The sequence below is a fragment of the Thermocladium modestius genome (assembly GCF_055398215.1).
Genome location: NZ_AP043731.1, coordinates 1,229,317 through 1,245,001 on the forward strand (window position 1 = coordinate 1,229,317; position 15,685 = coordinate 1,245,001).

Annotated in this window: 9 protein-coding genes; 2 read left to right on the forward strand and 7 right to left on the reverse strand. The window is 48.1% G+C overall.

Annotation, left to right across the window (positions count from 1 at the left end; translation table 11 throughout):
• Positions 1-23 precede the first annotated feature (23 nt).
• The gene (locus ACZ5ZS_RS06425) at positions 24-2,534 is read right to left on the reverse strand and encodes a M1 family metallopeptidase (RefSeq protein ID WP_229657726.1); all 2,511 of its coding nucleotides are present in this window, start codon (positions 2,532-2,534) and stop codon (positions 24-26) included.
• 156 nt (positions 2,535-2,690) lie between these two features.
• Here ACZ5ZS_RS06425 and ACZ5ZS_RS06430 point away from each other — a divergent pair, with 156 nt between their 5' ends.
• The gene (locus ACZ5ZS_RS06430; protein ID WP_188596772.1) at positions 2,691-3,848 is read left to right on the forward strand and encodes an alkaline phosphatase family protein; all 1,158 of its coding nucleotides are present in this window, start codon (positions 2,691-2,693) and stop codon (positions 3,846-3,848) included.
• Between the two features lie 25 nt (positions 3,849-3,873).
• Here the strand turns inward: ACZ5ZS_RS06430 and ACZ5ZS_RS06435 are convergent, their stop codons facing one another.
• A complete protein-coding gene (locus ACZ5ZS_RS06435; protein WP_188596773.1) occupies positions 3,874-4,434 on the reverse strand; it encodes a hypothetical protein in 561 nt (186 codons plus the stop codon).
• 218 nt (positions 4,435-4,652) lie between these two features.
• Here ACZ5ZS_RS06435 and rgy point away from each other — a divergent pair, with 218 nt between their 5' ends.
• On the forward strand, positions 4,653-8,468 hold the full coding sequence (gene rgy, locus ACZ5ZS_RS06440; RefSeq protein WP_229657727.1) for a reverse gyrase: 3,816 nt from the start codon (positions 4,653-4,655) through the stop codon (positions 8,466-8,468).
• Between the two features lie 5 nt (positions 8,469-8,473).
• Here rgy and ACZ5ZS_RS06445 read toward each other — a convergent pair whose 3' ends face one another.
• From ACZ5ZS_RS06445 to glcS, 5 genes are all read right to left on the reverse strand, one after another.
• Positions 8,474-11,002 (reverse strand): adenosylcobalamin-dependent ribonucleoside-diphosphate reductase, encoded by a 2,529-nt coding sequence (locus ACZ5ZS_RS06445; protein WP_188596774.1) that lies wholly within the window; start codon positions 11,000-11,002, stop codon positions 8,474-8,476.
• A 159-nt stretch (positions 11,003-11,161) separates the two neighbouring features.
• A complete protein-coding gene (glcV, locus tag ACZ5ZS_RS06450) occupies positions 11,162-12,241 on the reverse strand; it encodes a glucose ABC transporter ATP-binding protein GlcV (RefSeq protein ID WP_188596941.1) in 1,080 nt (359 codons plus the stop codon).
• A 1-nt stretch (position 12,242) separates the two neighbouring features.
• Positions 12,243-13,115 (reverse strand): glucose ABC transporter permease GlcU, encoded by an 873-nt coding sequence (gene glcU, locus ACZ5ZS_RS06455; RefSeq protein WP_188596775.1) that lies wholly within the window; start codon positions 13,113-13,115, stop codon positions 12,243-12,245.
• Complete coding sequence (gene glcT, locus ACZ5ZS_RS06460; RefSeq protein WP_188596776.1) at positions 13,108-13,968, reverse strand: glucose ABC transporter permease GlcT; 861 nt, start codon at positions 13,966-13,968, stop codon at positions 13,108-13,110. Before glcT ends, glcU begins: the two co-directional genes overlap by 8 nt.
• Positions 13,969-14,016: 48 nt before the next feature.
• Positions 14,017-15,474 carry a glucose ABC transporter substrate-binding protein GlcS gene (gene glcS / locus ACZ5ZS_RS06465; RefSeq protein ID WP_229657729.1) on the reverse strand — a complete coding sequence of 486 codons (1,458 nt, stop codon included), beginning with the start codon at positions 15,472-15,474 and terminating at the stop codon, positions 14,017-14,019.
• Positions 15,475-15,685 lie beyond the last annotated feature (211 nt).

Sequence of the window (15,685 nt, forward strand, 5' to 3'; positions counted from 1 at the left end):
CTAGGTAAAAATCTATTTCTATCCTATTTGCGTTCCACACGCTCCACCCTCTCTTCCAGCTCCACCTCCCTGCGCCTAAGCTCCTCAACCTCATCCCTCAATTTCCTGTACTCCTCTCCCTTCTCCATGAACTGCCTGACCCTGGCGGCGGTCTCCCTGGCCGCGCGCCTCACCCTTCCATCCGGGTCCTGGGAAGCCAGCCTATCCAGCACTGGAAGCAATCTATCATCTCTTAACTCCCCCGCCGCCGCAACCACTGCACTTCTCACCCTGAAGTTATCATCCTTGCTTAACGCGATCAATTCATCGATCACCCTCCTATTGCCCGGAAACTTAGCCAGCGATTGAATTGCGGCAACCCTGACCGGGGTCGGCTTATCTCCCCTAGCATAGCTGGATATAATTTCCACAGAATCCGCCAACCCCAGCTCCCCAAGCCCCAGCAATGCGCCTTGAGTTATGACGAAGTTATGGCCACCATACCCCAATGCATCCATCAATGCTTGTCGAGCATTCTCAATCCCCAGTTTGCCCACGCTTATGGCGGCCAAATATCTCACGTAGTAGCTCTCCCTGGAGTTCACCAATATTCCCAGCAACTTACTCAGCACCCCCTCATCGCGCTTGAACTCGCCGAGGGCCTCGACTATCGCTCTCCTGACACGGGGAGCCTCCTCCTTCTCCAAAGCCTCCAGCAATGCCTTCTTCGCTTCATCAGTGCCGATGCGGCCCAAAGCTCGGGCGGCCTCCGCCCTAACTCCCCAGAACTCGTCGCCCAGCAATGCCTTGGCGAGGGCTTCCATGGATGGTGAAGATGGGTTCTTGGTCAATGCTTCCACGGCCTCGATGCGGCACATGACATCCCCATCGCCCAGCTCCGCCCTGGCCTCCTCAAGAGATTTATCTGACTGTATTACCCTGGGCAGCTTGAATCCCGGGTCTATGCATACATATAAGGGCTTGGAGTTCATGGGCACCGCGAACGATTGTTCCCTGGACGTTACCAGGAAATGCATTGTTTTGGAACCGTCCTTCCCAACCACCTTCACGTCGAGCGGCAACCTATACGCGGGATACGAGTCGGAGTCCTGGACTTGCTGTATATTTAATCTAACGTAGCTTCGCTCTGCATCCCACTCCCACTTGGCCTTTATCACGGGATGGCCGCCGGAGTAGACGAATTGATCAAAGAACCAACTCAAATCCTCGCCGTACTCCGTCTCCAATGCCTTGCGTAGATCCTCCGTATCAGCATTGCCGAAGCCATGGGCCTCCAAGTACCTCTTTATTCCCTTCCTGAACGCGGAGTCCCCCACCAACTCATGCAAGGCATGAAGCACGACGGAGCCCTTCTCATAAGTATGCCTATCAAACATCTCCTCGGGTATCCCGTATAGCCTAGTCACTATCGGTCTCGCATACCGCCTCTCGTACTCCCCCAAGTACGTCCTGAAGTTGTTCAGGAGGACGTATAGGAAGTCATCCCTTCCCTTGCTGTGCAGCGAGTATAATGCATCCATGTACGTGGCGAATGCTTCGTTCAGCCATATGTTGGCCCAGTCCTTAGTGGTCACCAAGTCCCCAAACCATTGATGAGCTAATTCATGCGCCACCAAAGAGTCGGAGCTGAAATCCTCGTGCTTGCACGGGTATTCCGAGTACGGGCAGTGGGCGTGCTTGTCGTGAAGTGTCTGGTCCGTGAGGATTGTCACGGTGGTGTTCTCCATGCCGCCATAGATGAACTCCTCCACGACTACCTGCTTGTAAATGGGATATGGGTACTTGACCCCGGTGAACTCCTCGTAGAACTTTATCATGTCGCAAGTATGGGCGAAGCTGAGCCTAGAATCGGTCCCCCTGCCCTTCGGAACGTAGTACTCCAGCTTCACTCCATTGCACTCCTCCTCAATGATCTCGAACTCTCCCGCCGCCAGCGCTATTAAGTAGGGAGAGTGCGGTTTATCGAATGACCAGCTCCACTCCGACTTGCCGTTCTCCTCCCTCTTCCCCGTCAGCACTCCATTGCTGATGGCCACTAAATTGCCGGGTACCCTTATCGTTAATTGTGTGGGGAACTTTATGTTGGGATTGTCTGGCAACGGGATCCAGTACCTGTTATCCTCGCTCTCTCCCTGCGTCCATATGGTTAGCACGGGATCCCCCTTGCTTGGATTCGGGTCCACGAAGTAAAGTCCCCTCCTAGGCTTCGCCGAGTACTCTATCTTGACGGAGATCGATTCGCTTGGAGATAGTTGACCTAGATCTATGGTAAGCACAGAACCATCGTAATCGAAGGAATGATTAACCCTCTCTATCTTCATCTCATTGGCGTTTAAGGATATTCGCTTTATGGGCTTGAGGGCGGTTATATCGTACTCCACGGTTCCACTAATGACCTTATTGGCTGGATCTAGGTCTATGGTGGCCCTCATGGATTTTATTTTGAATGGGAAGGACGCTGGGTATTGAGGAACATATTCCGGAAATGCGAAATTCCTCCCGGTTCTATACTTGTAGTTATCTATAAACGACACGCAGCCTTAGATGAGAGGGGGATATAAAAACATAGCTAATTGAGAACGCGCCGCTGAATGTCCACGGCGGTTAAAAAGCCGGGAACAGCGAGGAGAGGTAATTTCGCTCGTTTCGACGCGAGCGCTTTTTAATCCCATAGCAGCCTAATATATTACATGGATCTGACGTCTCCTAGATATGATGGCGAGAGCCTGGTCAATCTATCAAATTCCATCCTTAAAATGTTCGGCGCCAAGGAAAGGAACGCGCCGCTCAAGAACGTGGAGCTGAGCGGCAGGAAAGCCATAATCATCTTAGTCGATGCACTGGGGTGGACTGGGCTGGAGAGGATGAGCAAGGTAGAGGACGTGAGGTGGTTCATGGATAGATCCACGCAAATAACCAGCGTGTTTCCATCAGTTACATCCACTGCATTGACGAGCCTATCCACAGGAATCACCCCAGGCATGCATGGTATCTTGGGCACCATATTATTCATGAATGAGTTGGGCACCATGGTTAACACCCTTAACATGAGCGTGGCGCCAACGGGTTCCCGCGACGATTTATTGAATTTAGGCTATGACTTGGGAGAGATATATCACGACAATACCATATTCGACGAATTGGGAAGGGAGGGGATAAGGAGCGCGGCCGTCGTGCCTAAAGGGCTGGGCAGCACCGGGATTTCCCATATACTATATAAAGGAGCTGATGTGTTGGAGTATCACACCCTATTCGATGCATTCACCACGGCATTGGCAGCATCCAAGGAACATCAATTGGTTTACCTGTACCTGACGCACTTGGATACAATACAACATACATATGGACCATCATCTCAACACTACGAATACGCATTGGTGGAAACAATGCACTTACTGCGCAGGTTCTCCGATAAGGTATCGCCCGAAACGACTCTGCTGGTCACGGCGGATCACGGCCAAATAGACGTGCGGCAAGAGGATGTGGTGGACCTGCGCAGGCATGGTCAATTGCTGGGAATGCTTATGGTGCCGCCGTTCGGGGAACCGCGGGCGCTTCAATTGAAGGTGGCGGATAAAGGCTACGCGGAGGCCGTGAGGAGCTACTTTGATGAATTCCTCCCCACGGTTGATCTTTTGGATATGAGCAGAATGGAGGCGCTGCTGGGAGGCGTGAGCGATAAGGTGCGGAAGAGGCTGGGGGATTTAATGGCTGTGCCTAGGGATTCCAAGGTATTGATATACCTGCTTAAGCCATCAGACGATAAGTTAGCGAAGTTCAAGGGGCATCACGCGGGGTTATCCAGGGACGAAATGCTCATACCGCTATTCATGGCTTCCTCACAATAATGAGCTCTACCATTCCTCACCTGCATCATATTTCCTCTATGCCGTCCTCATCTCTGTCCCCCCCATTCTCTGCAAATCTTTTATTGGGACCCATTACATCGATTATGCGTTGATACATGTCGGGCAACATCCTTCTCCTTATCGTTAGGTATACTATGTAGGCCGCCAATGCTAGACCTGAATTATAGAACAAAATGCCCAGTCCAAATAAGCCATTCATGGTAAATGATTCCGCGCCTATGGGCACCGATATAACCAGGTAATGCCTTATCGATATATAGGGCACGTAAATTGACAATACAATCGCAAATATCATTATTATGGACCAAAACGCGCGGGAGGCTAAGCTCATCTCGTGCAATTGACGCAATGGAATTGCTTGGAATATTCCAATCAATGTTATTATGTCGGTAAAAATTGTAAAAGACGAAGCCAACGCAACGAAGATTATGCTAAGATCGGAACGGCCGGTTAACCATAGTTGAACTATGGCTATATCCATTCCAAAGAGCGTGGCCATTATAGTGATGAGTGCCGCGACGTATATTATTAACTGCAGCCTCCTTGCTTGGGTATTTATAGCCATCAGCCAAAAACGCATATACCATTTTTAAATATAAAAGATAAAATAACCGTTATGAATATTAAATAAAAACATGATAACCATACCCTTATTTGATCTGTGCAACACATATTCAATTTATCATCCATATATGGATTGATTGGGATGAAACAAGTCGCCGGGGCATCATAGCCATCAAAACATTTATATGAACCCGGCCGTCCCCGCCTATCGATTAGGCAGTGATAGATGGCGAGTTCCCACCGGCGTTATATAGATGGGCATGCCCTAATTGCGGAGGCTTGATAGATTCGAGGAGACTGGGGGCTGGTCTTCCGTGTAGATCATGCCTTCCCAACGAATTGGAGAACGGTGATCTCCTGGGAACGCTGAGGGAATTAGAGAAGCTGGGAACACTTAAGCGAATGAAGCCCATATTATATATGTATACAAAATATAATGAATTGAACGAATTATTCAAGGAATCCACTGGATTCGAGATGTGGGGGGCCCAACGAGTATGGGCACGACGATTAGTTAGGGGAAAGAGCTTTGCTGTAATAGCGCCCACGGGCAGCGGCAAGACAACGTTCGGAATAATAGCATCCATGTATGCAGCCAAGAGGGGGAGCAAGTCAATGATAGTGACGCCAACATCCACGTTGGCCTATCAATTATATCAAAGGGCATTAACGTATTCGAAGGGCAATTTCAGGATAATAACGTACAACTCGCTCCTGACCAAAAAAGAAAGGGATGAAGCGATGAGTAAGATAAAGAGCGGAGAGTATGATATATTGATAGTCACTAATTCCTTCCTCTCAAAGCACATGGATGAACTCGAGAAAACAAAGTATGGACTGATATTCGTCGATGACGTGGATAGCGTCCTCAAGGCATCCAGCAAAAACATAGATAGGCTGCTCGTTTTGTTGGGCATACCCAAGGAGGCGATAGAGCTGGGGCTGGAGGCTATCAAGGTATCCAAAGATGCACTACAAGCCTTTCGAAATGGAGCTGAGGCTGATTCAGCGGAACTAAACGATAGGGTGAGAGACATGACTAGGAGAATTAGGGAAATCATAGGCGAGAGAAGCATTGGTACATTGGTTGTCAGCGGCGTCCTCACGAGGCCCCGAGGCACGTTGAGGGCGCTTCTCTTTAGGGAGTTCCTGGGATTCGAGGTGGGGGGCAGGGCCGAGGGGCTTAGGAACGTGGTTGACCTATTCATGCATCCAAAGGACGATGTAATGGATGAAGTCGTTAAGATCGTCAAGAAACTCGGCGGCGGGGGTATAATATTCATTCCAACCGATGTGGATAAGGAGCAGGCCAAGCTAATCGCGCAGCGGCTGGAGGGGGAGGGCATCAAGGCCGGCATATACCTTAAGCCTAAGAAGAAGTTATTGCTGGCGTTCCAGGACGGGGAGGTCGATGTATTGATTGGACTGGCAACCTCGAGGTCATCGCTGGTTCGCGGCATAGATATGCCGGCCCGCATACGTTATGTGGTGTTCGCTGGAGTGCCCAAGATAATGTTCAAGCTGCACTTGGAGGAGTTCATGCCGATTCGATTCCTGCTATTCTTCTCTGCTATAAGGCCCATAGCGCCGGATGAATTGAAGCAGCGCATAGATAAGGCAATTGGAAAGTTGAGGAAAATGTCATATTTAAACCAATCCCAATTGAGGGAAATATTGGAAAAGGCCCAAGCAAATTCCGCGGAGCTAAGCGGTTTTCAAAAGTACGTGGCTGAAACGGCGATGGAGTCGTTGAAGTTGGCAGATGAGTTGCTCAGGAACCAGGAGGTGATCAATAACATAGGACGATCCGAGATCAGCATACAGATGAGGAACGGGGACTTCCACGTGGTTCTGCCCGACTCAACAACATATATCCAAGCCAGCGGCAGAACGTCTAGGATGTACATAGGAGGCGTGACTCATGGATTATCAATTGTGATTATCGATAATAACGCCGTGTTCTCCGCGCTGCAGCGGGACTTGCGATATAGATTGGATGAGGTGGAATTCAAGGACTTGGAGACATATGATGTTGATGCAACGATAAAGGTAATTGATGAGGAGCGCGCTGAAATAGCAAAACTGCTCAACAGCGAGGCGCCCCAAGTAGGGCGGGGAACTTCATTCAAATCCGTGCTGCTCGTAGTGGAATCACCAACCAAGGCTAGGACGATAGCGAACTTCTTTGGACGGCCCAGCAGGAGAATAACCAACAATTTGAACGTGTACGAAGCTAATCTGGGCAATATGTTGCTCAGCATAGTTGCTACAAAGGGGCATATGGTGGAGCTGGCGCCTAGCGCGGCAAATGAGGAGGAGGCTCGTAATGCAAAGGATTACTACGGGGTGTTGATAAGAGACGGCGATTTCATACCCATTTACAGCACAATAAAGCGATGCCCGGCCTGCGGCAGGACCTACACCGACGAGAGGGATTCCTGTCCCTATGATGGAACTCAATTAATCACCACACTGCCTGTTATAGATGCATTGAGGGATTTAGCGGTTGAGGCGGATGAGGTGCTGATAGGAACCGATCCAGATTCCGAGGGAGAGAAGATAGCATGGGATGTCTATAACATGCTCCGCCCATACGTATCCAATATACGCAGAATAGAATTTCATGAGGTCACCAAGAAGGCCATAATAGATGCAATAACCAACCCCAGAACTGTCAATTCCAATATGGTTAAGTCACAGCTAGTTAGAAGAATAGAGGATAGGTGGATAGGGTTCGGCCTCAGCAAGTATTTACAGACGAAACTGGATAGGAAGAATCTATCGGCGGGCCGTGTACAGACGCCCGTGCTGGGATGGATAATTAGGAGGCACATAGACAATAAGTATTCCAAGGCCATGAGGCTAACCGTGGCCTTGGCCAACAACGAGCAAGAGACATTCATTGTCCCCCTCAACAGCGACCCCGATGCGGCAAGGCAGGAATCCAAGAAGTTGAGGAATTATAGGAAGTCACATGACGGGTTGAAGGTCAGCTACAAGAAGCTGGAGGAGGTAAAGGAGACCATAAATCCACCACCGCCTTACACCACGGATGCCATGTTGACCGATGCCGCGAATATATTGAGGCTCGACGTTAATACCACAATGAGGCTGGCGCAGGATCTCTTCGAATCGGGCTTGATAACCTATCACAGAACCGATAGCACTAGGGTGTCGGCAGTGGGTCTTTCCATAGCTAAGGAGTACATCAGCAATAAGTTCGGCGAGGAGGAGTACGTGGGAAGAACGTGGGTCACGTCCGAGGAGGGGGCACATGAATGTATAAGGCCCACCAGGCCCATAGACGATGAGGAACTGCGGACGCTTATGTCGACTGGAGTCATAAACGTTCAATTAACCAACAGGCATATACAGCTCTATAGGCTCATATTTAGAAGATTCATGGCCAGCCAAATGAGGCCAGCAGTGGTGGAGAAGGCCAAGTATAAGGTATCCCTCCACAATGAGGAGGGAGAACTTGCCAGCAGGGAGACGGAGAGGGTGGTGAATATAGCTGATCCTGGATTTCAATTAATTCTTCAATCCATTAGGAAACGAGAAACGTTGCCTGAGACGGACGTGGATGTGGTGAGCGTTGAGACGAAGACCGTTAGAACAGTGTATCCATATAGGGAGGGAGACATAATAGCGGAGATGAAGCGGAAACACATAGGAAGGCCTTCGACGTACGCCAAGATAATAGATACGCTACTCAAGCGGGGATACGTGACTGCAATAGGGAGCACCAAGTATCTAGTCCCCAAGAGGCTGGGCATATTAGCGTATATTTGCCTCACCGGCGACGATTATGTCAGGGAAAAACTACCGCCGAGACGAGAGGAGGATAAGAAGGAATTGGATGAGACGCGCATCAAATGCGCTAATAAGGAATTGGGAAAACTGGTCAGCGAGGACAGGACAAAGCAATTGGAGGAGGAAATGGACAGCGTTGAGATGGGCAAGATGAATTACAAGGACATACTAAACCAATTGCTTAACGAAATGAAGGAATTGGAGTTATTCTCGTTTTCTTGATTCCTTTAACCACATGAATCCGTCTTGCAATATGGATCGCTGGTCTCCCCTAACTCACTCAATCTATCCTCTATCTTATCCTCCACATTTATTGCCTTTATAGTTATCTTCGAGGGGGCTTGCTTCTTGGCTACCCCCGTGTATATGACTTGGACGGATTTGCTCTTATCCCTGTAAACCGTTATGCCCTTTGCCCCTAATTCCCACGCCATTAAGTAAGCACCCTCTACATCGCTGACAGCGGCATTGCTGGGCATGTTTATCGTCTTGCTAACTCCATTATCTATCCACCGCTGCCACGTAGCTTGCATCATCACGTGCCACTTCCAGTGTATCTCATTGGCGGTCTTCAAGAGATAATGCAATTCATGATCGCTTGGCAGCATGCCGCTCTCCAATATGCGCTGCCTTACATCGCTCGATATCCTCCCCAGTCTCTCCAATGCGGTTCCATTATATTCCACCAACTTGCCTATCGCCAAGTTCCTGACGTAGGCTATGGCGAATATTGGCTCTATGCTGGAATTTACTCCCGCTATTAAGCTCCTACTGCCCTCGGGAGCTATACTCATGACCGTGGCATTCCTCATGCCCTTCCTCACAATCATACGAAGTTCGTCAAGGGACGCATTCCTCTTCCTCAGTACCTCGCCGGCCGAATTGACTAGCTCAGCAACGCTGGAGTCGGGATTGCCATTCAATACGTCGAGGTACTCCGGGAGGTACTTGAACGATACTTGCTTGGCCCTCTCAAACCATCTATCTATGGGAAGGATTCCCTTATCCCAATCGCTGCCGTTGAACTTGGGATACGGGCCCTTCTCCAAGGATATGGAGTGGCTCGCCTTGACGGCTGCGCTGAACATGAACATGGCCAATGTATCTGCTATGTGTAAGGCCTCGGGGCTATCGTATGGAATGTCCAATCTTATCATCATATCGGCAAGGCCGTTAATACCAAGGCCTATCTTGCGAGTTGCGTGGTTAGCCTCATCGAACATCTTGTGCGGGTGCTTATTGACATCTATCACATCATCAAGGAATCTAACCGCTATGGCTATATCATCAAATAAATCATCCCACTTTATTCCTCCCTCACTAACGTATTTAGTTATATTCATGCTGCCTAAATTGCATGACTCGCCGGGCAACAACGGGACCTCGCCGCACGGATTAGTTGATGCTATCACGCCAGCATTCTTAGCCGGATGCATTACGTTTATCGAGTCCTTATTCAACATGCCTGGATCGCCGGAATCCCATGCACTGGTCACCCACTCCTCGAACAATTCTTTGGCGTTTACCTTGCCCCATATCTTCACCTCTCCCTTGGCGGCACGACGCTCACAGTCCTCATAGCACCTACGGAATTCATCCCCCCAAGTGCTTGCCAGGCAAGTGCACTCGCGGGGACTAAAGAGAAGCCAGTCCTCCCCGGCCAACGCTCGCTTCATGAAGTAATCCGTGGTCATAACGGATATGTTGAAGTTCTGTAATTGAATATCCTTTAACTGGCCGGATTTAGCCCTGATGAATTTCCTTATATCCGCATGCCATACTTCCAGTATCCCCATCATTGCTCCTCTCCTCTTTCCCCCTTGCTTTATTACGTCCGTGCTGACGTCAAATAACCTCATGAAGCTGACGGGGCCGCTGGCCACCCCCACAGTCGATTTCACCACATCTCCCTCCGGCCTCAGCTTGGAGAAGTTATAACCAGTGCCCGCGCCCATCTTGTGAAGCTCCGCTGTGAGCGTCAATGCATCGTATATTCCAAAGCACCCCTCATGGGAGTACCCGGATATGCAATCATCCACGGGAACCACGAAGCAAGCGGACAGCTCGCCTGAGCGAGTGAATGCATTAAACATCGTTGGGGAATTGGGCAGGAACTTCAGCTTGCTGGTTAAATCATAGAACTTGGACGCCCAGGAAATGGGATCCCCACCATATAGGCTCTCCGCATAGGCGACCCCCATGGCTACCCTCATCCACATATACTGGGGTGTCTCAAAGAATGTGCCGTCCAATCTCTTTAGCAAATAACGGCTCATCAATGTCCTCACTCCATTATAGGTCAGCAACCTATCCCTCTCAGGATCCAATAATTTGCTTAACTCCTCTATGTGAGGTTCATAGAATGATGCCATTTCCATATTCCACAATCCTTGCTTCATACCTGTCTCAAACCACTGCCTGAATCCACGCCTATACGAATCGACGAACCGCGACTTATCCACCTTGCCCATAACCATCTTATATACGCTCCACAGTAGGTAATCCCTGGCGGCGGTGTGCCACCTCATATCCTCCGGGGCCTTATTTAACATAATGAATTGAACTATATCGCTTATCTCCTCGCTCCTTATGGTCGGCCCCATGGATTTTTGAAGCTCCTCTAAAACCAGCCCAGGATTGGGCGCATTAATTGCAGTAAGCACCTTGAGGAGCTTCCTAGGCGAAAACGGCTCCTCGCTACCGTTGCGCTTTATCACCTTGGGCATTTTGGATGACTTAGTTATCTCTAACTGCATCTATCCTCCCCACCTATAAAGTTTATTTTCCCAAGCGGATAAAATAAGCACATCTTAAGACCAACATTATGGCATATTATCCCAGTAATAAAATCGATGCTGTAAAATCATAAGCAGAGAGATAATAATAAAACTTTCAGTTAACACTAGGAAGGAGAATTACGAGAACACGAGAACCTTGCCGGACCTCACGAATAGATTCACTTCCTTTCCAACATCGAACGGCCTATCCATCATGGCCACTATCTCCGTATTATCATTGCTGGGAGGCACCACGGTAACCCTAAACAAACCACTTGAATAGCTGGACACCTTAACCCTGGCCTTCCCCACGAGAACCCATTCATCGCCCAAGGAAGCCTCGTCCGATATTTTCAAATCCTCAAGCCTTATGCCCAGCCTCACATCACCAGCAGTCACCTTACTTATCGGAAATGTAAAATCATCAACCACGGCATACACCTTATTGTTCCTCTCCTCCACCCTACCGCTTAGCTCCACCAAATCTCCTATCAGCCTAGCCACCTCCACGGTGACTGGATTAGAGTATATCGCGGACGGCTTGTCTACTTGGACTAACTTGCCGTGCACTATCACGCCGGCGCGCTCAGCAATTGAAAAGATGTCGGCAGGATCATGGGATACCGTAATGGTGGTTATTTTTAATTCGTTTTGAATCCTCCTAACAAGGGCGCGAGCGCTATCCCTTATCCTAGCATCCAAATTGCTGAACGGTTCGTCCAATAACAAAATCGACGGATTCTTAACCAATGCGCGTGCCAAGGCCACCCTTTGCTGCTGGCCCCCAGATAATTCCCGCGGATAATGATTAAGGACATGGGCTATCCCAAGTATATCGGATACTTCATTTATTCTCTTGCGCTCTTCATCCTTGTTCATCCGTAATGACCTTAAAGGAAAAGCTATATTATCATAGGCCGTCATATTGGGATAAAGAGCCCACGTCTGGAACACCATTCCTATATTTCTGTCCTCCGGCGGCACGACTAACTTGCCCGAGACAGCCACTAATTCATCATTGAAATACAATTCTCCCCGGGTGGGTATATCCAACCCAGCTATTATGCGCATGAACGTGGTCTTGCCTGCCCCGCTGGGACCCAATATACCGAAGGACTCGCCGCTACGTATATCAATACTTACATTGTCTAAGGCGACTACCTCCTTCTTTCTGGATTTATATATCTTGGTAATGCCCTTAGCCACCACGTTAACCATATCAAACCCCCTTGCCTCCAGTTCCAAGAGCTATCAGGCCCCTTATAAAATATCTGCCAAGGAAGATAAAAATACCCAATGGAACCATCGATGCTATGAAAGCGGCGGCAAACGTCTCATTATAAAGGGTGGCGTATCCACCCGTAAATGATTGAACTGTAACCGGTATCAATCTCATATCAGGCGTGGTGGTCAGCATCAACGGTATGAAGAAGTTATTCCACGTCTCTATTATGTTAAATATTAACGTGGATATGAAGCCGGGCAGCGACAATGGAAAAACTAGCCTGGAGAATATCCTCCAATCACTGCCCCTATCGAGCCTAGCGGCCTCTATTATCCTGGGAGGTATGGCAGTTATGAAGATCGACATCAACAATGCCCCGGTTGGCATGTAGAATATAAAGAAGGCAAATGCCAATCCCCAATATGTATTGAGAAGGCCCATATCCGCAATCAATTTGGTCAAGGGGATCAAAGTGGCTTGGTATGGAATAAATGTGGCGAGCGATATCAATGAGAATAAGAAGTTGCTCACGAACGAGGATACCTTGCTAAAGCTGTTGGAAAGCATGTAGAAGAAGTAAGCCGCCATGGATCCTAGAAAGGTAGCTATGAAGGCCACGGGAAGCACTAATATCAGGCTATTCAGTAACGGCCTGCTCAGTGATGACCAAACGGCTTGAAATGGCTCTATTGTGGGGGAAGAGGAGGGAACCAGGACCGGCGTGGTGTACACCGCCACATTGCTCTTCAATCCGTTTATCACCATTGCATATATCGGAATCAACCATATTACCACGAATATTATTATCACCAATTGATGAATAGCTGCCTTCACTGTTGGATTTATCCTGCCAATCTTGCTATTCATGCCTCATCCACCTCTTTATTCCATATAATGCGTAGGGTATCACCACCGCAGTCGCTATTGCGGTTATTATCGTGGCCACCGCGGAGGCCTGGGCGAAGTATTCCGTGGTGAATAGATAATACATGTACACAACGCTCGTTTGAAGGAATATATTGGTGGGTCCACCGCTCAATAAGTAGGGCGGACTGAATATCCTGAACGAGAAGAGAAATAACAAGGCAGAGGACACTATGAATCCATTCATGGAGTTGGGAAGCAATACTCTGAATAATATCCTGAATGGGTTCGCCCTATCTATTCTGGCTGCCTCTATCAATGTCTTGTCCACGCCCATGAAGGCAGCTAGGTAGAAAATCAACGATAGGCCTGCGTATGCCCATATCACCACCACCATCAAGCTTGGAAACTCAGTTGAAGGGGATGAGAGCCAGAGAAGAGCTGGTATATGAAGAAGATGCAGAAGCCAATTTATGCCTATGTGAATGTTGAATAGCCAAAGCCATATTAACGAGTTGGCCGCCATGGATATTGATAATGGATATATCAGCAGTGATAGGTAAACGCTTCGCATTCTCTCATTGCCTAGAAAATATAGTAACGAGGCGAATAGAAGACCGAGCAGGTTACCGAATACCACGGTACCCACCGATAATAATATTGAGTGCAAAAAAGAGATTGAGAAATACTCGGTAGATAGTAGGGACGCATATGTCTGGAACCCCACGAATGATGGGTGGGGATTTAGGAGCGACCAGTTGGTGAATGAATAATAGAAATTCCAAAGAACTAAATAAAGCAATAAAAATGAGAAGAATATGGTTGGAATTGCCATTAATAATCCTTGTATCCTCATTGTATCACCATAAATGGGTTATTTTAATGATTTGTCTTGGCTGCATTGTTAGGAGTTGACCCAAGGCGGATAGTAGCCGGCAAAGGGATGGCCGGGGAATCCTAAGTATCCGAGGCCCAACTTAGCCGCGGCCAACCACTCACTCTCCTCCTGATGCATCTGGGTAGCTAGCGTTATATTCCATGCAGCTATCCCACTTGGTCCAACTTGCTGTAGCGTATAGAGGCCACTATCTAGCTGGGCGAATACATCATCGAATAATCCACCATCGGATAATTGGTAAACAAAGTTCTGCTCAGGAGTACTCAATAACTGTTTATAATCATACCATTGGGCAGGCGTGTTGAAGTAATCCGTCGTTACATTGTTATAGAACGTGACTGCCTTCCACTTAGTCCATATTTCTTGCCCAGCCATGGATGCCCACCACTTAATGAAGGTCAACGCACTCTGTTCCTGTGGTCCCACTGGCACAGCAACGGAGTCTATTACCAATGCATAGTAATTCTGCGTGCCTGGAAATGGCTCCTCCACTATGGTTACGTTATTCCAGTTAATGTATGGAGCAACCGCCGGATAAATAGTTATGTTCAAGAAATCATAGGCATAATTGGTTAACCAATTGCCGTTAGCTTGGAATGCAACATCGCCTTGAGCCAGATCTGTTAATCCTTGAGTCCAAGTTAATGATTGCCAACCAGGATAGTCATACGAGGTGAAATTCAGGAATAACTTGTTTGTTTCCGCTATCCAGTTCTGTATCGTTGCATTATTTAATGGAATTACTCCATATATCATTTCATTGTATACATGCGGCCCAGCCAGTGATAGGAATATATCCTCCCAAAGATTCAATTGATCCCATCCCCCATCGGAGCCGGGTACCATCCATGGAGAAACACCATGAGCGGCCAATTGAACCGTATCGTATTCCAATGTCGATAAATTAGTCGGTATCGGCAAATTATATTCCTTAAGCAGCTTCAAATTTATATAGAGCAAGGCGCCCCTATGTACATTAACCGGGATGGACAGCAATGTCCCGTTAAATGCACCGGCTTGAAGTACTTCAGGCACGGCATCGCTGAATAGGCCTATTTGCTGGGCTACTGGGGTCATATTAACGAAGTTATGGATTCCCTGAGGAGCTATTTCCACGTAGCTTATCATCTCTGGACCATAATGCACTTGGAATAATGCAGGCGGCTTGCCCGCCTCTATTAGCGTGAGTATGGCATACTTGGCATTAGTACCACCAGCCCCCGGCACTATTGTGGGCGTTACGTTTAGGTGGTATTGGTTTTCGAAGGCAGGTATCAAATGATTAAGGGCTACTTTACCCTCCGTTGCCCACCATGTGTAGAATATTAGTGAGGATGTTGTTGGGACGGGCGTGGTGGTTGTCTTGGTGGGTGGTTTGTAGGTGAGGGCCGCTGCCGCCGCGACTATTACGACGATGATCACGACGGCTATCACGGCCCACGCGGTCCTAGATAATCCCTTCATAATAATAAAAAATAAATTGCCAATTTAAGCATTATGGTGCACCGGTAATAATAAAAACCAATAATATATTATATGCAGCATTATTTATTTGCTTATAAATATAAATTGCATATTGATAAATAATCGATGATAACCTTCGGTATGCATAAATAAAAATCGTCGAATTTATTTATAACATCTACCTTAGTCACCCCGATGTCAACCTCATGCA

Excerpts from the sequence above, each read along its gene's own strand:
- glcU (WP_188596775.1), bottom strand. The coding sequence starts at position 13,115 with ATGAATAGCAAGATTGGCAGGATAAATCCAACAGTGAAGGCAGCTATT.
- ACZ5ZS_RS06430 (WP_188596772.1), top strand. The coding sequence starts at position 2,691 with ATGGATCTGACGTCTCCTAGATATGATGGCGAGAGCCTGGTCAATCTA.
- glcS (WP_229657729.1), bottom strand. The coding sequence starts at position 15,474 with ATGAAGGGATTATCTAGGACCGCGTGGGCCGTGATAGCCGTCGTGATC.
- ACZ5ZS_RS06435 (WP_188596773.1), bottom strand. The coding sequence starts at position 4,434 with ATGGCTATAAATACCCAAGCAAGGAGGCTGCAGTTAATAATATACGTC.
- glcV (WP_188596941.1), bottom strand. The coding sequence starts at position 12,241 with ATGGTTAACGTGGTGGCTAAGGGCATTACCAAGATATATAAATCCAGA.
- glcT (WP_188596776.1), bottom strand. The coding sequence starts at position 13,968 with ATGAGGATACAAGGATTATTAATGGCAATTCCAACCATATTCTTCTCA.
- ACZ5ZS_RS06445 (WP_188596774.1), bottom strand. The coding sequence starts at position 11,002 with ATGCAGTTAGAGATAACTAAGTCATCCAAAATGCCCAAGGTGATAAAG.